Source organism: Stenotrophomonas nematodicola (genome assembly GCF_009467805.1).
Lineage (GTDB): Bacteria > Pseudomonadota > Gammaproteobacteria > Xanthomonadales > Xanthomonadaceae > Stenotrophomonas > Stenotrophomonas nematodicola.
The window spans coordinates 435,646-453,481 of record NZ_WIAY01000001.1; the positions used below are offsets into that span (position 1 = coordinate 435,646).

Genomic DNA, 17,836 nt, shown 5'->3' on the forward strand with positions numbered 1-17,836 from the left:
CCCCCCGTTGTGGCCACCTCGCAGGCCGGTCGCGAGTTCGAGTTCGCCGACCGCGACTTCCGCCGCATCTGCGACCTGATCTACCAGCGCGTCGGCATCTCGCTGGCGCCGGCCAAGCGCGACATGGTCTATGGCCGCCTGTCGCGCCGCCTGCGCGCACTCGGCATGCGCAGCTTCCACGACTACCTCGACCAGCTCGAAGCCCACGGCGGCGACGAATGGCAGGCGTTCACCAATGCGTTGACCACCAACCTGACCGCCTTCTTCCGCGAGCCGCACCACTTCGAGAAGCTCACCGACGAGCTGCGTGCGCGCAGCGGCCACGGCACGCTGCAGTTGTGGTCGTGCGCGGCCTCCACCGGCGAGGAGCCATACTCGATGGCGATCACCGCCTGCGAGACCTTCGGCACGCTCAAGCCACCGGTGCGCATCCTGGCCACGGACGTGGACACCCAGGTACTGGCCACCGCCAGCCGGGGCGTCTATGCCATCGACCGCGTTTCCGGACTGGACCCGGCCGTGCGCAAACGCTATTTCCAGCGCGGTACCGGCCCCAATGAAGGCCACTGCCGCGTGCTGCCGGCGCTGCGCGAGCTGATCGACTTCCGCCCGCTCAACCTGCTCGCCACCCGCTACGACGTCGGCGGCCCCTTCGACGCCCTGTTCTGCCGCAACGTGATGATCTATTTCGACAAGCCCACCCAGCGCGGCATCCTCTCGCGCCTGATCCAGCACATGGGCGACGACGGCCTGCTCTACACCGGCCACTCGGAGAACTACCTCCACGCCGCCGACCTGATCCAGCCCTGCGGGCGCACCCTGTACAAGCGCGCACCCGGAGCCCCGGTATGAACCAGGCCGCACGCAGCGACGAAGTGATGCGCTACTTCGACAGCCGCTTCCAGGTCACGGCGGCCAAGCTGCTGCCGACCCAGTATCTGGCCGTGGACGACACCACCGCCCTGACCACCACGCTTGGCTCGTGCGTGGCCGCCTGCCTGCGCGACCCGGTGCTCAAGATCGGCGGCATGAACCACTTCCTGCTGCCCGAGGGCAACGTCGGCGATGGCGCGCCTGCGCGCTACGGCAGCTACGCGATGGAACTGCTGATCAACGACCTGCTCAAGCGTGGCGCGCACCGCAAGCGTCTGGAAGCCAAGGTGTTCGGCGGTGCGAACGTGCTCAAGGGCTTCACCAGCAACCCGGTCGGCACCCGCAACGCGGAGTTCGTGCGCCAGTACCTGCAGGCCGAGCACATCCCGATCATCGCCGAGGACCTGTGCGGCATCCATCCGCGCAAGGTGTGGTTCTTCGCCGATAGCGGCCGTGTGGTGGTGCAGCGCCTGCCGCACGCGCACGAAGCGGAGGTGGCCGCCACCGAATCCGCCGTACGCGCACGCCTGTCGCGTGCGCCCGTCACCGGCGGCGTGGAGCTGTTCGAATGACCGTTGGCCCGCCCTGCAAAGTCCTGATTGTCGACGACTCGGCCGTCGTCCGGCAGATGCTCAGCGAAATCCTGGCCAGCGATCCCGGCATCGAGGTGGTCGGCACCGCGGCCGACCCGTTGCTGGCGCGCGAAAAAATCAAACGCCTGCATCCGGACGTGATCACGCTGGACGTGGAAATGCCGCGCATGGACGGGCTGGCGTTCCTGGAGAATCTCATGCGCCTGCACCCGGTGCCGGTGGTGATGATCTCCTCGCTGACCGAGCGCGGCGCCGATACCACCCTGCAGGCACTGGCGCTGGGTGCGGTGGACTTCGTGTCCAAGCCGAAGCTGGACGTGGCGCGCGGTCTGCAGGGCTACGCCGATGAGATCATCGCCAAGGTCAAGATGGCCGCCCGCTCGCGGGTACGCAGCCTTGCCCGCACCACCGTGCCGCGCATCACCCTGGAAACCACGGCCACCCCTGCCCCGCGCTCGATCCAGTTCCGCACCACCGATCGGCTGATCGCCATCGGTGCCTCCGCTGGCGGTACCGAAGCGCTGCGCGTGGTGCTCGAAGGCCTGCCTGCCGACGCACCGGCCGTGGTGATGACGCAGCATCTGCCCGCGACCTTCAGCAGCGCGTTCGCCGAGCGTCTGGACCGGCATTCGGCGATGTCGGTACGCGAGGCCAGCGACGGTGAAGCCGTGCTCCCCGGCCATGCCTACCTGCCCCCGGGCGGCAGGCACCTGCGCGTGATCCGCGACGGTGCGCGCTGGCGTTGCCGGATCGACGACGGCCCGCCCATCAACCGCCACAAACCGGCGGTGGACGTGCTGTTCCGTTCGGTGGCCGAGAGTGCCGGTGCCAATGCCATCGGCGCCATCCTCACCGGCATGGGCGACGACGGTGCACGCGGCCTGCTGGAGCTGCGCAATGCCGGCGCCCCAACCCTGGTCCAGGACGAAGCCACCAGCGTGGTCTGGGGCATGCCCGGCGCGGCCTACAAGCTCGGCGCCGCAGAGGAAATGGTGCCGCTGGAGCGCATCGCCGAACGGCTGATGGCGTTGGCGCGCGGCTGATCCCCATCGGCCGGTGTAGACTGCGGAAACTGAAGGAGCAAGACCATGCATGGACCCTGCCATATCCTGGGTGGGCTGCTACTGGGCGGCCTGTTGATGACAGGCCCTGCCGGCGCACAGGGAAAGGCCCCCGCTGCCGACGCGCGCGTGCGCATCTTCGGCCAGAATGGCCAGGCCATCACGATGTACACCAACGCGGCCTGCCGGGAGGTCTACGACAACCGGGTGGATATCGCCCGGTCGACCCATCTGGTCCTCAACACGATGATGAGCGGTGCGCCGGCAAATGTGTCGCTCGGCATGCCGCAGACCGATGCCGTGCGCAACATGAAGAGCGTCATGTTCTCCCGGCCCAGCTACGAGGAGTACAGCGTTGCCAGTGGCCAGCCGCTGATCTTCGACGCGCGGGTCGCCAACACCAACGACTACCGCTGTTCAGGCCCGCTGACGCTCCAGTTCACACCCGAGCCGGGCAACGATTACGAGATCCAGATGACCACCGCCGACCGGATCTGCCGGTTCGGAGTGAGGCGCGTGGCTGCCGACGGCAGCGTGCAGCCGGAAGCCTTCACATTGCCGCCGGAACGCTGTGAAGCACCCGCACCCGCCCAGGCCGTCGTGGCGGCGCCCGCCGCCGTGGACGAGACCCCTGCCGAAACGGTGTCCCCTGCGCCGGCCGGCGGCCCGCTGCGGGACTGGACGCGGACCGTGGAGGTGGTGGCGGGCCTGGACCCCAGCCAGGAAGGCGGCGACGAAGGCGCCCTCCCGCTGCGCCTGGTGACGCGAGGCAGGATCGCCGGCGCACAGGTGGGCGCACTGGCGCTTGCGTACTTTGGAAACGGAAAGCTGCAGCGGTTCGCCAAGACCGCGCCGCGCGGCAGCCGTATCGACACCCTGCCAAGCCCGGCGCTCTCGGACATGCCGGGGCTGCTGCGCACGCATCTCGCGCACTTCTTCCTCACCCATCCCGACGCCATCCCCGTCGAGCCCCGGACCGTCCAGAGCCTGGCGGGCGACTGGGTGCTTGCTTACGTGGAAGACTCCGGGGACACCAGTCAATACGAGCTCAGGCACACGGCCACGGTCGGATTCCGGCTCTCCGACGAGGGCGCCAGGCAGACCGCTGTCACCTGCAATGAGCGCCGCCAGGCCCCGTTGGAGGACTGGCAGGCGGATGACTACGCCAAGGTCAGGTCGGCCTCGCACGCGTTCGCCGAGCGCTGCGCGGCACGGTTTGCAACGCAGTTGCCGTCGCTGTTCCCGGCCGTCACCGCGCCCGTCCTGGCGGCGCCTGCGGCGGTCGCGCCCGAGTGAGGTGACGCGGCCGCCGCGCCCGCCGGCATCGCCAACACCAAAAAACCCCCGGTTCTCACCGGGGGTTTTCGTTCAACACATCAGCCGATCAGGCTCAGGCAGCAACCGTCTTGGCCACGTCCTGGTAATCCTCGATCTGGTCGAAGTTCATGTAGCGGTAGATGTCCTTGCTGCTGGCATCCAGCACGCCGATATCGGCCATGTACTCTTCCCTGGTCGGGATGCGACCCAGACGCGAGCAGATGGCGGCCAGCTCTGCCGACCCCAGGTACACGTTGGAGTTGCGGCCCAGGCGGTTCGGGAAGTTGCGGGTCGAGGTCGAGAACACCGTCGCGCCCTCACGCACCTGCGCCTGGTTGCCCATGCACAGCGAGCAGCCCGGCATTTCCATGCGCGCGCCGGCGGTGCCGAAGGTGCCGTAGTGGCCTTCCTTGGTCAGCTCCGAGGCGTCCATCTTGGTCGGCGGAGCCACCCACAGTTTGGTCGGAATGTCGCGCTTGCCTTCCAGCAGCTTGGCGGCCGCACGGAAGTGGCCGATGTTGGTCATGCACGACCCGATGAACACTTCATCGATGGCCGCACCGGCCACGTCCGACAGCGTCTTGACGTCGTCCGGATCGTTCGGGCAGGCCACGATCGGCTCGTGGATATCGGCCAGGTCGATCTCGATGACGGCGGCGTACTCGGCGTCGGCATCCGGCTCCAGCAGCGCCGGGTTGGCCAGCCAGGCCTCCATCTTCTCGATGCGACGCGCCAGCGAACGGGCGTCCTGGTAACCCTCGGCGATCATCCACTTCAGCAGCGTGATGTTGCTGGTGAGGTACTCGATGATCGGCTCCTTGTTCAGGCGCACCGAGCAGCCGGCGGCCGAACGTTCGGCCGACGCATCGGACAGTTCGAACGCCTGCTCGACCTTCAGGTCCGGCAGGCCTTCGATTTCCAGGATGCGGCCGGAGAAGATGTTCTTCTTGCCGGCCTTGGCGACCGTCAGCAGGCCCGACTTGATCGCGTACAGCGGAATCGCGTTGACCAGGTCGCGCAGGGTCACGCCGGGCTGCATCGTGCCCTTGAAACGCACCAGCACCGATTCGGGCATGTCCAGCGGCATGACGCCGGTGGCGGCGGCGAAGGCGACCAGACCCGAGCCGGCCGGGAACGAAATGCCCACCGGGAAACGGGTGTGCGAGTCGCCGCCGGTGCCGACGGTGTCAGGCAGCAGCATGCGGTTGAGCCAGCTGTGGATCACACCGTCGCCCGGACGCAGCGAGATGCCGCCACGGGTGGAGATGAACTCCGGCAGGGTGTGGTGGGTCTTGACGTCCACCGGCTTCGGGTAGGCGGCGGTGTGGCAGAACGACTGCATGACCAGGTCGGCCGAGAAGCCCAGGCAGGCCAGGTCCTTCAGCTCGTCGCGGGTCATCGGGCCGGTGGTGTCCTGCGAGCCCACCGAGGTCATCTTCGGTTCGCAGTAGGTGCCCGGGCGCATGCCCTTGCCTTCCGGCAGGCCACAGGCGCGGCCCACCATCTTCTGCGCCAGCGAGAAGCCCTTGCCGGTATCCGGCGGGTCCATCGGCAGACGGAACAGGTCGGTCGGGGCCAGGCCCAGCGCTTCACGCGCCTTGGCGGTCAGGCCGCGGCCGATGATCAGCGGAATGCGGCCACCGGCGCGCACTTCGTCGAACAGCACGTCGGACTTGACCTTGAACTCGGCGATGACCGCACCGTCTTTCAGTGCCTTGCCGTCGTACGGACGCAGTTCGATCACATCGCCCATGTTCATCTGCGACACGTCGAGTTCGATCGGCAGCGCGCCGGCGTCTTCCATCGTGTTGTAGAAGATCGGCGCGATCTTCGAGCCCAGGCACACGCCACCGAAGCGCTTGTTCGGAATGAACGGAATGTCTTCGCCGGTGAACCACAGCACCGAGTTGGTGGCCGACTTGCGGCTCGAACCGGTACCGACCACGTCGCCCACATAGGCGACCAAGTGGCCCTTGTCCTTCAGCGATTCGATGAACTTGACCGGGCCGCGCTTGCCGTCTTCTTCCGGCTCGATGCCATCGCGCTTGTTCTTCAGCATCGCCAGGGCATGCAGCGGGATGTCCGGGCGGGTGGTGGCGTCCGGTGCCGGCGACAGGTCGTCGGTGTTGGTTTCGCCGGTGACCTTGAGCACGGTGATGGTCAGGCTCTGCGGCACTTCCGGCCGGCTGGTGAACCATTCGGCATCGGCCCAGCTCTGCAGCACGCCCTGGGCGTTGGCATTGCCGGCCTTGGCCTTTTCCTGCACATCGTGGAAGGCATCGAACACCAGCAGGGTGTTCTTCAGCGCATCGGCGGCGATCGCGCCGACCACGGCGTCGTCGAGCAGCTGGACCAGCGGGGCGACGTTGTAACCGCCGAGCATGGTGCCCAGCAGTTCGGTGGCGCGCTCGCGGCTGATCAGCGGATTGGTTTCGCTGCCGAGGGCGATCGCGGCCAGGTACGAGGCCTTGACCTTGGCGGCATCGTCGACGCCGGCCGGCACGCGGTGGGTCAGCAGGTCGAGCAGGAACTCGGCCTCGCCCGCGGGCGGGTTCTTCAGCAGTTCAATGACGTCGGCCGTCTGCTGGGCGCTCAGCGGCAGCGGCGGGATGCCAAGCGCGGCGCGCTCGGCTACGTGGTGGCGGTAGGCTTCCAACATGACAACTCCCGGGTGATTCTTTGCAGAATGCGGTTGAATACAGCGGTGAAAAGGGCGGGCTCAGGCTTGCGGCACGATCAGCTTCAGGCCCTTGAAGTAGTCGCGGTAAAACGTGTCGTTCCAGGTGATCAACCCGTCGCACTGCAGCAGTGCGTGCGCGCCGACCATGAAGTCATCGATGCCGCGCTTGCCGGTGCCGCGCTGGCGGTGGCGGCGGTGCATTTCGCCGGCGCGCAGGGCGGACTTGGCTTCCAGCGGGCTGAAATGGATACCCATCTCCTCCAGCGCTTCCTGCACTTCGGCGCCGCCGCGCAGCGCGGCGCAGATCTCGGCCAGCACCACCCCGCAGATCACCACGCGGCCACCCACCAGGCTCTGGCGCAGGCAGGCTTCCACGGCATCGGCCTGCGGGCCGTTGCTGAGCAGTTCGATCAGGATCGGGGAATCGACGGCAATCATGCGCGGCTCATTCCTCGTCGCGGACCGCATCCACGGCGGCCTGCGCCGAGTCGAAGCCATCCAGCGCGAACTTGCCGCGGGCACGCGAGATGGCATCGTCCACGCTCTTGCGCAGGATGATGCGGCTGCCCTCCAGTTCGACCTTCAGCTGAGTGCCCTTGGTCAGACCCAGCGCATCGCGGACCGCCTTGGGCAAGGTGATCTGTCCGCGTTCTGCAACGGTGGCTTCCATCGGTACGCCCTCCAAAGTATGCACAAATTATACATACTCCAGGGGGCATACTTCCACCCTCACCCCGCTTCGTCCCGCCCCCGGGCCTTGCAGGGCATAAGGATACGCAGCGACCCATGACATCAGCGATACATATCTCCATGTAGCCTGAGACCCTATGCCGCAGGCCACGGGCCGGCTGAATCGTTCATACTCGGACGGTCACCGGGCCCACGGCCATCGGCGAACGCAAGCAGGCCTGCCTCGGGCGGGCCACTGCAAGCCATCCGCAAGAGGAGTCACCCCGCATGAGCGATTCGTTCTCCACCCGCAGTCAGCTGGATGTCGCCGGCAAGACCTACGACTACTTCAGCCTGCCCAAGCTCGGACAGCAGTTCGACATCTCCCACCTGCCCTACTCGATGAAGATCCTGCTGGAGAACCTGCTCCGGCACGAGGACGGGGGTGCGACCGTCGGCCGCGACCACATCGAAGCGGTCGCCCGCTGGAATCCGAAGGCAGAGCCGGACATCGAGATCGCCTTCATGCCCGCGCGCGTGGTCCTGCAGGACTTCACCGGCGTGCCCTGCGTGGTCGACCTGGCCGCGATGCGCGACGCCGTGGTCAAACTCGGTGGCCGCCCGGAACAGATCAACCCGCAGATCCCCTCCGAGCTGGTGATCGACCACTCGGTGCAGGTGGATGTATTCGGCACCCCGGACGCACTGGACCTCAACGGCAAGATCGAGTTCCAGCGCAACCAGGAGCGCTACGGCTTCCTGCGCTGGGGCCAGAAGGCTTTCCACAACTTCAAGGTAGTGCCGCCCAACACCGGCATCGTCCACCAGGTGAACCTGGAGAACCTGGCCCGCGTGGTCATGACCGCTGACAAGGACGGCACGGCCATCGCCTACCCGGACACCGTGTTCGGCACCGACAGCCACACCACCATGATCAACGGCATCGGCGTGCTGGGCTGGGGCGTGGGTGGCATCGAAGCGGAGGCGGCCATGCTCGGCCAGCCGTCCTCGATGCTGATCCCGCAGGTGGTCGGCTTCAAGCTGACCGGCAAACTGCCCGAAGGCGCCACCGCCACCGACCTGGTGCTGACCGTGACCCAGATGCTGCGCAAGCACGGGGTGGTCGGCAAGTTCGTCGAGTTCTTCGGCGAGGGCCTGCAGCACCTGCCGCTGGCCGACCGCGCGACGATCGGCAACATGGCCCCCGAATACGGTGCCACCTGCGGCATCTTCCCGATCGATCACGAATCGCTGAACTACCTGCGCCTGTCCGGCCGCAGCGAGGAGCAGATCGCGCTGGTCAAAGCGTATGCGAAGGCACAGGGGCTGTGGCACGACGCGCAGACCGCACACGCCAGCTACAGCGCCACGCTGGAGCTCGACATGGGCACGGTGAAGCCGTCGCTGGCCGGTCCCAAGCGCCCGCAGGACCGCGTGCTGCTGGAAGACGTCAAGCAGAACTACCGCGACAACCTCGGTGGGCTGACCACCAGCCGCGACAAGCGCAATGAGGACGTGTCCACGTTCGTCAACGAGGGCGGTGGCGCGGCAGTCGGCAACGAACAGCTGGCCAAGGGCTACGCCGATGTCGAGATGGACGGCAGCCGCTTCCGCCTGAAGGACGGCGCGGTGGTCATCGCCGCCATCACTTCCTGCACCAATACCTCCAACCCGGCGGTGATGATCGGCGCCGGCCTGCTGGCCCGCAATGCGGCGGCCAAGGGCCTGGACCGCAAGCCTTGGGTCAAGACCTCGCTCGGGCCGGGCTCGCGCGTGGTCACCGACTACCTGGAAAAGGCCGGCGTGCTGACCGAGCTGGAGAAGATCGGCTTCTACGTGGTCGGCTATGGCTGCACCACCTGCATCGGCAACTCCGGTCCGCTGCCGACCGAAGTCAGCGCCGGCATCGCCGCCGGTGACCTGGTGGTGACCTCGGTGCTGTCGGGCAACCGCAACTTCGAGGGCCGCGTGCACCCCGAAGTGAAAATGAACTACCTGGCCAGTCCGCCGCTGGTGGTGGCCTACGCGATCGCCGGCACCACCGACATCGACCTGACCACCGAACCGCTGGGTACCGGCAGCGATGGCCAGCCGGTGTTCCTGCGCGACATCTGGCCGAGCAACAAGGAAATCGGTGACGTGATCGCCGCGACCATCGGGCCGGAGATGTTCAAGCAGAACTACGCCGATGTGTTCAAGGGCGATACCCGCTGGAACACCATCAAGTCGCCCGACGGCGACCTGTACGACTGGGACGGCAGCTCGACCTACATCAAGAACCCGCCGTACTTCGAGGGCATGACCATGCAGGTCGGCCACATCGAGGACGTGCACGGCGCGCGGGTGATGGGCCTGTTCGGCGATTCGATCACCACCGACCACATCTCCCCGGCCGGCAACATCAAGAAGGACTCGCCGGCAGGACGCTTCCTGCAGGAGCGCGGCGTGCAGCCGGCCGACTTCAACAGCTACGGCAGCCGCCGCGGCAACGATGACGTCATGGTGCGCGGCACCTTCGCCAACATCCGGATCAAGAACCTGATGTTCGGTGGCGAGGAAGGTGGCAACACCCTGTACTTCCCGGCCGATGGCGGCGAGCCGCAGAAGCTGGCGATCTACGACGCGGCGATGAAGTACAAGGCCGAGGGCGTGCCGCTGGTGGTGTTCGCCGGCAAGGAATACGGCACCGGCTCCTCGCGCGACTGGGCCGCCAAGGGCACCAACCTGCTTGGCGTCAAGGCGGTGATTGCCGAGAGCTTCGAGCGCATCCACCGCTCCAACCTGGTCGGCATGGGCGTGCTGCCGCTGCAGTTCAAGGCCGGCGAGAACGCACAGAGCCTGGGCCTGGACGGCTCGGAGACGATCGACATCACCGACCTGCAGGACGGCGCCAGCAAGACCGCCACCGTCACCGCGACCCGGGCCGATGGCACCTCCACGCGCTTCCAGGCGCACGTGATGCTGCTGACGCCCAAGGAAGTGGAGTACTTCAAGCACGGCGGGCTGCTGCAGTACGTGCTGCGCCAGTTGGCCGCCCGATAAGGCGGGCCCTGCTCTGTCGGCGCCTGCCGTCCCCGATCAGGGGGACGGCAACCGATGCCGGCGCTGCCGCGCCGGCATCCGGTCGGTCAAGGCATCACGCCGTACAGGAACCAGGGCGCACGGGTGACCTCCCCGTACAGGGTGACACTGCGCAGCCCGTCTTCCTGGCGGGTCTCGCCATCGGCCGCTGCGATGTTGCGCACGCTCACGGTCATGGTGAAGGGCGGATGCGGCACACCGCCGCTCAGGTAGCAGACCACGCCGCGGTCGCCGGTATGCACGTTCTGTTTGAAGCCCGCCGGGCAGTCCACCGCGAAGAACCGGTACCCGGTATCGTGATCGGCGCCGGGGATCGTCGCATGCACCGAGTAGGCCGAGACGCCCTCGCCCCCGGCGTGCGCCGGTACCTGGACCCGGAACTGCCCCGATTCACCGCGTGCCAGGACCGGAAAGTCCAACTGCTGCAACGGCTCCGGCGCCGCCTGCGCCTGCGCGGCGGGGGCAACGGCCAGCATCAGCGCAACCGTCCAGGCACGACACCGGCGCTTTGCATGGAACTGCGTCATGTTGAGGGTCTCCTTCGGTCCGGCGTTCGAGTCTGCACAGCGTCCAGCGGCAGCGTCTGTAGGAATACGTGCAAACGGGACCCCGAGGCCCGCGTTTCCACGCGGCGTGCACGCGGTTTTCACCAGCCCTTCGCGTTTTCCATTCGGCCCGGTATGCTGCCGGGGCATGAACTGACGGATACTCTCCGTCACCGCACCATTTCATCCACGTTTCCTGGAGGGGGAATATGAGTCTGGAACGTCCCTGGCTGCAGAGTTATCCCAAAGGCGTACCCGCCGAGATCGACGTCAACGAGTTCCATTCGGTGTCGGCGGTGTTCGACACCTCGGTGGCCAAGTTCCGTGACCGCCCCGCCTACTCCAGTTTCGGCAAGGTGCTCACCTATGGTGAAACCGACGCCCTGGTCGAGCAGTTCGCCGCCTATCTGCTGGGCGAACTGCAGCTCAAGAAGGGCGATCGCGTCGCCCTGATGATGCCCAACTGCCTGCAGTACCCGGTCGCCACCTTCGGCGTGCTGCGTGCAGGCCTGACCGTGGTCAACGTCAACCCGCTGTACACCGCGCGCGAGCTCAAGCACCAGCTGGTGGACTCCGGCGCGGCGGTCCTGGTGGTGGTGGACAACTTCGGCGACACCGTGCAGCAGGTGATTGCCGACACGCCTATCCGGCAGGTGATCACCACCGGCCTGGGCGACATGCTCGGCGCCAAGGGCGTGGTGGTGAACTTCGTCCTGAAGTACATCAAGAAGATGGTCCCCAACTACAGCCTGCGCGGCGCGATCCGCTTCAACCAGGCGCTGAAGATCGGCAGCGGTCACAGCCTGCCCAAGGTCGAGATCGACCACGACGACGTGGCGTTCCTGCAGTACACCGGCGGCACCACCGGCGTGGCCAAGGGCGCCATGCTGACCAACCGCAATCTGGTGGCCAACATGCAGCAGGCCTCGGCGTGGATCTCCGCGTCGGGCATCGAGATGGGCAAGGAGTGGATCATCACCGCCCTGCCGCTGTACCACATCTTCGCGTTGACGGCGAACGGCCTGGTCTTCATGAAGTTCGGTGGCTGCAACCACCTGATCACCAACCCGCGCGACATGAAGGGCTTCGTCAAGGAGCTGAAGTCGACCCGCTTCACCGCCATCACCGGTGTCAATACACTGTTCAACGGCCTGCTCAACACCCCCGGCTTCGACGAGATCGACTTCTCCTCGCTGAAGGTCACCCTGGGCGGCGGCATGGCGGTGCAGCGCGCCGTGGCCGAGCGCTGGAAGAAGGTCACCGGCGTGACCCTGGTCGAGGCCTACGGCCTGACCGAAACCTCGCCGGCGGCGTGCATCAATCCGCTGGATCTGGCCGAGTACAACGGCGCCATCGGCCTGCCGATCCCGTCCACCGACGCCTGCGTGAAGGACGACAACGGCAACACCCTGCCCGCCGGCGACGTCGGCGAGCTGTGCATCAAGGGCCCGCAGGTGATGAAGGGCTACTGGCAGCGTCCGGAGGAAACCGCCAAGGCGGTCGATGCCGAGGGCTGGCTGCACACCGGCGACATGGCGCGCATGGACGAACAGGGTTTCTTCTACATCGTGGACCGCAAGAAGGACATGATCCTGGTGTCCGGCTTCAACGTGTACCCGAACGAAGTGGAGGACGTGATCGCGATGATGCCCGGCGTGCTCGAAGTGGCCGCGGTCGGCGTGCCGGATGAGAAGTCCGGCGAAGTGGTCAAGGTGGTCATCGTCAAGAAGGACCCGAACCTGACCGCCGAACAGGTCAAGGAACACGCCCGGGCCAACCTGACCGGCTACAAGCACCCCAGAATCGTCGAATTCCGAAAGGAGCTGCCGAAGACCAATGTCGGCAAGATTCTGCGCCGCGAACTGCGCGATACGCCCGCCCCGTAAGGGTTTGCGCCCATCGTGAACGGACAGGGCCTGCACCGGCGACGGGGCAGGCCTTTTTCATGGCGACCGGCCCGGGGGGTGTAGCATCGCCGCGTGTGGACCCGTCCGGCCCGCCGACCACAACATCCTCCCTGCGGGCCCGCATCGTTGAGGAAATCGCCATGAGCACCATCGAAAAGCTGCCCGTCAGCCACCGCTACGCCACCATCCGCACTGAAACCACCGGCGACGATGCCGCACATTGGCTGTTCATGCATGCTGACGCCACCAGTGGTGTCCGTCCCTGCTGCCGCAAGGACATGCTGGATGAAATGTGGAACTACATGAGCGCCATCACACGCACGCCCGCCGAGCGCAACAGCGGCAAGCTGCGTCATTTCGTGCTGGCCTCCGACGCTACGGCCTACAACCTGGGCGGCGACCTGGACCTGTTCACGCGCCTGATCCGCGAAGGCAACCGCGACCGTCTGCTCACCTACGCCCAGCGCTGTGTGGAAGGCGTGCACCACCTGCACACCGGCTTCGGCGGCGACGTGCGCTCCATCGCACTGATCCAGGGCGACGCGCTGGGGGGCGGGCTGGAGATGGCGTTGGCCTGCCACACCATCGTGGCCGAAGAAGACAGTGGCATGGGACTGCCGGAGGTGCTGTTCGGCCTGTTCCCGGGCATGGGGGCCTACTCGTTCCTGTGCAAGCGGGTGGCACCGCAGCTCGCCGAGAAGATCATTCTGGATGGCCGGGTGTACAGCGCCGAGGAAATGCACGCGATGGGCGTGGTGGACGTGCTGGTGCCCAAAGGCCAGGGCGTGAAAGCGGTCGAGGATCTGATCCGCCAGCACCAGCGCATCCCGCACTCCTATCTGGCCATGAACGCGGCACGCAACCTCGCCCAGGCCGTGCGTTACGACGAACTGCTGGAAATCACCAAGGTGTGGGTCGATTCTGCCCTGGCGCTCGGCGACAAGTCGCTGCGCACGATGGACCGCCTGATCAAAGCACAGACCCGCCGCGCCACCCTTGATGTCGCCTGAGTTCCACCCTCCCCTGCTGTTGTTCAAGCCCGGCCGCCGCCGGGCTTTTTTATGGCTGTTCTCCCGGCCCTGCCGCCGCGCCTGGGCTGGCCCGATCGGACGCACGCCTGTATGGTGCCCTCCCCCATCATCCTCAAGGACCGACGTTGATGTCTCCGCAGCGACATGATCCGGCGAGGCACAGCCTGCGCAAGCTCCTGTGCACATCCCTGCTGGTCATCGCCCCGGCTGCCGACGCGCTCGCGGCCGGCTACGTGCCCAGCGCGGTCGAGGCGTTCATTCTCGAGACCGTGCTGGCCGATGAAGCGCGCACGCTCGAACAGGGGGGACAGACAGTGCTCCTCGCGCCTGCCGACGCCTCCGCCCCGGGTGCCACGGCCGCCGCGGCGACGGTGCGGCACCAGTTCGCGGCGTTCTACCGCGGCGAACGTACGACCGCCCGTGCGATTCCCCACATGGCGGTGGTGATTGCGATGACCGCCTTGCGGCTTGAACAGCCCGGGCAGTGCCGGACGGATCATCGCACCTGCGCCGAGGCCATCCGCCGTGCAGGTCCGACCCGCGACGACACGGACGGTCTGCGGACCGTGGTGGCGCGGTTCCAGGCGGCAGGTCTGGACATGAGCGCCATTGAATCGAGCGGCGCACGGCCGACGGATTGACGGCTCAGCGCACGTCGCTGTCGTTGTCGCCTGGCCGCGCGCGCTGGCGCGCACGCGCCTCCAGCGCCTGGCGGCCTTCCTTGATGCCGCCCTGCAGCACCGACAGGCGCTGGCGCCATTCGCTCTTGAGCTGCCAGTCGGCCATCCGCATCAGGTCGCCGGCGCGGTTGGCCACGCGCACCAGGCCCAGGTTGCTGGCCACGCCTTTGATGGCATGCGCCTGCTCGCGGAAATGGACCCAGTCGGCACGCTCGCCGTCGGCGGTCGCCACCGCCACGCACTGATCGGCATCAGTCAGGCACTGGCGGATGAACTCCCGTTCGAAGCCGTCGCCCATGCCCAGCGACGCCAGCTCGTCGAGCACGCCCGGGTCGAGCACGCCATCGAGCTGGGTGGCGGTGCGCACGATCGGCGCGCTGGCCTTGAGCTGCCCGTTGGAGGCAATGTCGGCCAACGTGTCCAGCAGGCGGACGGCCACCACCGGCTTGGCCAGGAACGTGTGCGCGCCGGCCTGCGTGCAGCGCTGGATCGCCTCGGGGGTGACATCGGCACTGAGCACCAGCACCGGCGTCCGCGGCCCGCCCCCGGCCTGCATCACGCGCAGTTCCTTGAGCATGTCCAGCCCGCTCATGCCGGGCATGTGCAGGTCCACGATGGCCGCGTCGAAGTCGCTCTCGGCCATCGCATCCAGCACCGCTTCACCGCCATTGACGCACAGCACTTTGTGGCCGGCCTTCTGCAGCAGACGCTGCAGGACCATGCGGTTGGCTTCGTGGTCGTCGGCCACCAGAATCTGCATGCTGCGCACGCGGGCGCGGTGGCGCAGGAACGGGTCGGCGAAGGCGATCACATTGCCGTTGCCGTCCTGCTCGCCGTCCCCCACCAGTGCCGGGGTGACGGTCCCCAGCGGCACCCGCGGCGGCGCGAACGGCAGCTCGACCCAGAAGCGGCTGCCCTGCGGCGGATTGTCGTCGTAGCCGATATCCCCGCCCATCGCTTCGGCCAGACCCTTGGCGATGGTGGTGCCAAGCCCGGTGCCCTCGTGGCGACGCGCCATGCTGACGTCGGCCTGCTCGAAGGCTTCGAACAGGCGCGGCCGCATCGCCGGCGCCACGCCGATGCCGGTATCCAGGATGTCAAAGCGCAGGCGGACGCCGCCGTGGGCGTCGGCGCTGAGCACGGCCACGCGGATCTCCACCTTGCCGTGGTCGGTGAACTTGACCGCGTTGCCGGCCAGATTGAGCAGGATCTGGCGCAGGTGGCCGACGTCGCCGCGCAGCAGCGGCGGCACGTTCTCGGCGATCCGGACGCGGTAATCCAGGCGCTTGGCCTTGGCCTGCGGCAGCAGGATCAGCCCGATCGCCTGGATCACGTCGCCGAGTGCGAAATCCTCGGCGGTCACGCGCAGCTTCCCGGCCTCGATGGCGGAGATGTCCAGCACCTCCTCCACCAGCGCCAGCAGGCTGCGCGACGAGGCCTGGATGGTGTTCACGCACTCGCGCTGCTCATCGTCCAGGCGCGTGGTGGCCAGCACCTCGGTCATGCCCGACAACCCGTTGAGCGGGGTGCGGAACTCATGGCTCATGTTCGCCAGGAACCGGCTCTTGGCCTCGCTGGCCCGACGCGCCTCGTCCATCGCGTGGGTCAACTGGCGCAGCAGGGTCGAGAAGTACAGCGGCACCGCCGCCAGCCCGAGCCACAGGCCGAACGCCAGGCGCGCGTTCTGCTGCCAGTACGGGGTCGTCGCCGCGGTGCTGCCGAAGCTCACCAGCGCCATCGCAACGGCGACATACAGATAGTTGTTGCCATAGCGCATGCCGTTGCCAACGGTCACCCACATCACCACGATGTAGACCCAGGCCAGCGGTTCGCCCATCTGCACCATGCCGGCCGCGATCAGGCCGTAATCGGCCAGCATGCCGGCCACGCGGCGCGGGTCCGAGCGCCCCGGCCGTGCCAGCAGCCAGCCGAACAGCGCCAATGACAGGCCCAGACCAGTCAGGACGATGGCCAGCACGCCGTTGTACTGCGTGGGCGGCAGGTCGTTGCGCACCCCCGGCATGGCCACGTAGGTCAGGATCAGCGTGATCAGCACGATGCGGACGATGGCCTGCCCGTGCTCGGTATCCGGGCGTTGCGCCAGCCTGTGTTTCAGCCGCTGGTACAGACGCTGCATGTCACGTCCCCGGGCGCGTGGACGCCGTGGAATGCTGGGCACAGATCGCATCGAGCTGCTCGCGCCCGCGCAGCAGCGCATCCACGCAGCGCGGGTCGAACAACCGCCCGCGCTGGGCATAGAGGTAGGCCAGGGTCGCCTCCATGCTCCATGCCTCCTTGTAGGGGCGTGGCGAGATCAGCGCGTCGAACACGTCGGCCACTGCAACGATACGTGCCTCCAACGGGATCGCATCGCCCACCAGCCCATCCGGATAGCCACTGCCGTCGTAGCGTTCATGGTGGCGCAGGGCGATCAGCGCACCCACCTGGATGAAGCGGTTCTGGCTGCCGCTGAGCAGTTCGTAACCGATGCGCGGGTGCCGGCGCATGATGACCAGCTCCTCCTCGTTGAGCTTGCCCTGCTTGAGCAGCACCGCGTCGGGGATGGCGATCTTGCCCATGTCGTGCAGCGGGGCGGCCATCTCGATCAGTTTGACCTCCTCTTCGGGAAGTCCCAGCTGTTCGGCAATCAGACCGGCCACATGGGCCATGCGTTCCAGATAGGCACTGGTGCCCGCATCACGGAACTCAATGGCGCGCGCCAGCCGCGACAGGGTCTCGCGTTCGCGCTCCTCGACCTCGTGCATGCTGGCCAGCAGCCGCTGTTCCAGCGACAGCGCGCGCTGTTTGACGTTCTCCGACTGCTGCCGCAACTGCAGCAGGTTGTAGCAGCGCGCGCGCAGTTCGCGCGGCCGGATCGGCTTGACCAGGAAATCGATGACACCCGCTTCCAGCGCCGCCTGGCGGATGGGTTCGTCGCCGACCACGGTGATCAGGATCACCGGGATGTCGCGGTGCTTGGGCAACCGGCGGAAACGACGGGCAAACTCAAGCCCGTCCATCTCCGGCATGCGGTAATCGAGCAGCAGCAGGTCAACCGGATGCGACTCGCACCACGCCAGCGCCGTCAACGGGTCGCCGAAGTCATGCACGCTCAGTTCGGGCGCGATGTCCTCGATGACATGGCGCAGCATGGTTCGCGCGGACGTTTGATCGTCTACGATGACAATATTCAAGGCTGCTTCCGCCGTCTTCCTGGACCACACTGGAACATGCAGCGAAGAGGATACCCCGCCGCTCTGCACACTGGCACCTTGCATGAGTCCCGCCTCCGGTGATGTTCGCCCAGTTCATGATCGTCGTCACAGTGTGATGCGCATGTCACGCATCGCACCGGACGGTCATGGTCCGTGGCTATCACCCCCCAACGTCGCAATAGCC

At 67.0% G+C, this 17,836-nt stretch carries 14 protein-coding genes; 8 read left to right on the forward strand and 6 right to left on the reverse strand.

Going from position 1 to position 17,836, the window contains the following annotated elements; genetic code table 11:
• The first annotated feature begins 9 nt into the window (after positions 1–9).
• From GDJ08_RS01905 to GDJ08_RS01920, 4 genes are all read left to right on the forward strand, one after another.
• On the forward strand, positions 10–852 hold the full coding sequence (locus GDJ08_RS01905) for a CheR family methyltransferase (protein WP_153164601.1): 843 nt from the start codon (positions 10–12) through the stop codon (positions 850–852).
• The gene (gene cheD, locus GDJ08_RS01910) at positions 849–1,445 is read left to right on the forward strand and encodes a chemoreceptor glutamine deamidase CheD (protein WP_136004035.1); all 597 of its coding nucleotides are present in this window, start codon (positions 849–851) and stop codon (positions 1,443–1,445) included. Before GDJ08_RS01905 ends, cheD begins: the two co-directional genes overlap by 4 nt.
• A complete protein-coding gene (locus GDJ08_RS01915) occupies positions 1,442–2,509 on the forward strand; it encodes a protein-glutamate methylesterase/protein-glutamine glutaminase (RefSeq protein WP_017356392.1) in 1,068 nt (355 codons plus the stop codon). The genes cheD and GDJ08_RS01915 overlap by 4 nt, the downstream gene beginning before the upstream one ends.
• 147 nt (positions 2,510–2,656) lie before the next feature.
• Positions 2,657–3,823: a hypothetical protein gene (locus GDJ08_RS01920; protein ID WP_153164187.1), complete on the forward strand. Its 1,167-nt coding sequence runs from the start codon at positions 2,657–2,659 to the stop codon at positions 3,821–3,823.
• 94 nt (positions 3,824–3,917) lie between these two features.
• Here the strand turns inward: GDJ08_RS01920 and acnB are convergent, their stop codons facing one another.
• Genes acnB through GDJ08_RS01935 form a run of 3 tightly spaced genes read right to left on the reverse strand, consistent with a single transcriptional unit; the run spans position 3,918 to position 7,194 of the window.
• Positions 3,918–6,503 carry a bifunctional aconitate hydratase 2/2-methylisocitrate dehydratase gene (acnB, locus tag GDJ08_RS01925; RefSeq protein WP_017356394.1) on the reverse strand — a complete coding sequence of 862 codons (2,586 nt, stop codon included), beginning with the start codon at positions 6,501–6,503 and terminating at the stop codon, positions 3,918–3,920.
• 60 nt (positions 6,504–6,563) lie between these two features.
• Positions 6,564–6,962 (reverse strand): type II toxin-antitoxin system VapC family toxin, encoded by a 399-nt coding sequence (locus GDJ08_RS01930; protein ID WP_136004029.1) that lies wholly within the window; start codon positions 6,960–6,962, stop codon positions 6,564–6,566.
• Positions 6,963–6,969: 7 nt separating this feature from the next.
• Entirely contained in the window at positions 6,970–7,194 is a 225-nt protein-coding gene (locus GDJ08_RS01935) for an AbrB/MazE/SpoVT family DNA-binding domain-containing protein (protein ID WP_017356396.1), read from the reverse strand.
• 287 nt (positions 7,195–7,481) lie between these two features.
• Between GDJ08_RS01935 and acnA the strand changes: the two genes are divergently transcribed.
• Positions 7,482–10,235, forward strand: coding sequence for an aconitate hydratase AcnA (gene acnA, locus GDJ08_RS01940; RefSeq protein ID WP_153164188.1), 2,754 nt, complete (start codon positions 7,482–7,484; stop codon positions 10,233–10,235).
• Positions 10,236–10,321: 86 nt separating this feature from the next.
• On the opposite strand, the gene GDJ08_RS01945 is transcribed toward acnA, so the two are convergent.
• A complete protein-coding gene (locus GDJ08_RS01945) occupies positions 10,322–10,801 on the reverse strand; it encodes a hypothetical protein (protein ID WP_051008626.1) in 480 nt (159 codons plus the stop codon).
• A gap of 227 nt (positions 10,802–11,028) precedes the next feature.
• Here GDJ08_RS01945 and GDJ08_RS01950 point away from each other — a divergent pair, with 227 nt between their 5' ends.
• The 3 genes from GDJ08_RS01950 (at position 11,029) to GDJ08_RS01960 (ending at position 14,398) form a co-directional block, all read left to right on the forward strand.
• Positions 11,029–12,705, forward strand: a complete 1,677-nt coding sequence (locus GDJ08_RS01950) for a long-chain fatty acid--CoA ligase (RefSeq protein ID WP_017356399.1) — start codon at positions 11,029–11,031, stop codon at positions 12,703–12,705.
• A gap of 161 nt (positions 12,706–12,866) precedes the next feature.
• Positions 12,867–13,736, forward strand: a complete 870-nt coding sequence (locus tag GDJ08_RS01955; protein WP_153164189.1) for a crotonase/enoyl-CoA hydratase family protein — start codon at positions 12,867–12,869, stop codon at positions 13,734–13,736.
• 149 nt (positions 13,737–13,885) lie between these two features.
• Positions 13,886–14,398 (forward strand): hypothetical protein, encoded by a 513-nt coding sequence (locus tag GDJ08_RS01960; protein ID WP_136004025.1) that lies wholly within the window; start codon positions 13,886–13,888, stop codon positions 14,396–14,398.
• 4 nt (positions 14,399–14,402) lie between these two features.
• Here the strand turns inward: GDJ08_RS01960 and GDJ08_RS01965 are convergent, their stop codons facing one another.
• Both GDJ08_RS01965 and rpfG read right to left on the reverse strand, forming a co-directional pair.
• The gene (locus GDJ08_RS01965; RefSeq protein ID WP_017356402.1) at positions 14,403–16,574 is read right to left on the reverse strand and encodes an ATP-binding protein; all 2,172 of its coding nucleotides are present in this window, start codon (positions 16,572–16,574) and stop codon (positions 14,403–14,405) included.
• Position 16,575: 1 nt separating this feature from the next.
• Positions 16,576–17,715 (reverse strand): cyclic di-GMP phosphodiesterase response regulator RpfG, encoded by a 1,140-nt coding sequence (gene rpfG, locus GDJ08_RS01970; RefSeq protein WP_017356403.1) that lies wholly within the window; start codon positions 17,713–17,715, stop codon positions 16,576–16,578.
• Positions 17,716–17,836 lie beyond the last annotated feature (121 nt).

Bases quoted from the DNA above. Each gene is read 5' to 3' on its own strand.
- cheD (WP_136004035.1), top strand. From the start codon at position 849: ATGAACCAGGCCGCACGCAGCGACGAAGTGATGCGCTACTTCGACAGC.
- GDJ08_RS01915 (WP_017356392.1), top strand. From the start codon at position 1,442: ATGACCGTTGGCCCGCCCTGCAAAGTCCTGATTGTCGACGACTCGGCC.
- acnB (WP_017356394.1), bottom strand. From the start codon at position 6,503: ATGTTGGAAGCCTACCGCCACCACGTAGCCGAGCGCGCCGCGCTTGGC.
- GDJ08_RS01930 (WP_136004029.1), bottom strand. From the start codon at position 6,962: ATGATTGCCGTCGATTCCCCGATCCTGATCGAACTGCTCAGCAACGGC.
- GDJ08_RS01935 (WP_017356396.1), bottom strand. From the start codon at position 7,194: ATGGAAGCCACCGTTGCAGAACGCGGACAGATCACCTTGCCCAAGGCG.
- acnA (WP_153164188.1), top strand. From the start codon at position 7,482: ATGAGCGATTCGTTCTCCACCCGCAGTCAGCTGGATGTCGCCGGCAAG.
- GDJ08_RS01945 (WP_051008626.1), bottom strand. From the start codon at position 10,801: ATGACGCAGTTCCATGCAAAGCGCCGGTGTCGTGCCTGGACGGTTGCG.
- GDJ08_RS01950 (WP_017356399.1), top strand. From the start codon at position 11,029: ATGAGTCTGGAACGTCCCTGGCTGCAGAGTTATCCCAAAGGCGTACCC.
- GDJ08_RS01955 (WP_153164189.1), top strand. From the start codon at position 12,867: ATGAGCACCATCGAAAAGCTGCCCGTCAGCCACCGCTACGCCACCATC.
- GDJ08_RS01960 (WP_136004025.1), top strand. From the start codon at position 13,886: ATGTCTCCGCAGCGACATGATCCGGCGAGGCACAGCCTGCGCAAGCTC.
- GDJ08_RS01965 (WP_017356402.1), bottom strand. From the start codon at position 16,574: ATGCAGCGTCTGTACCAGCGGCTGAAACACAGGCTGGCGCAACGCCCG.
- rpfG (WP_017356403.1), bottom strand. From the start codon at position 17,715: ATGCAAGGTGCCAGTGTGCAGAGCGGCGGGGTATCCTCTTCGCTGCAT.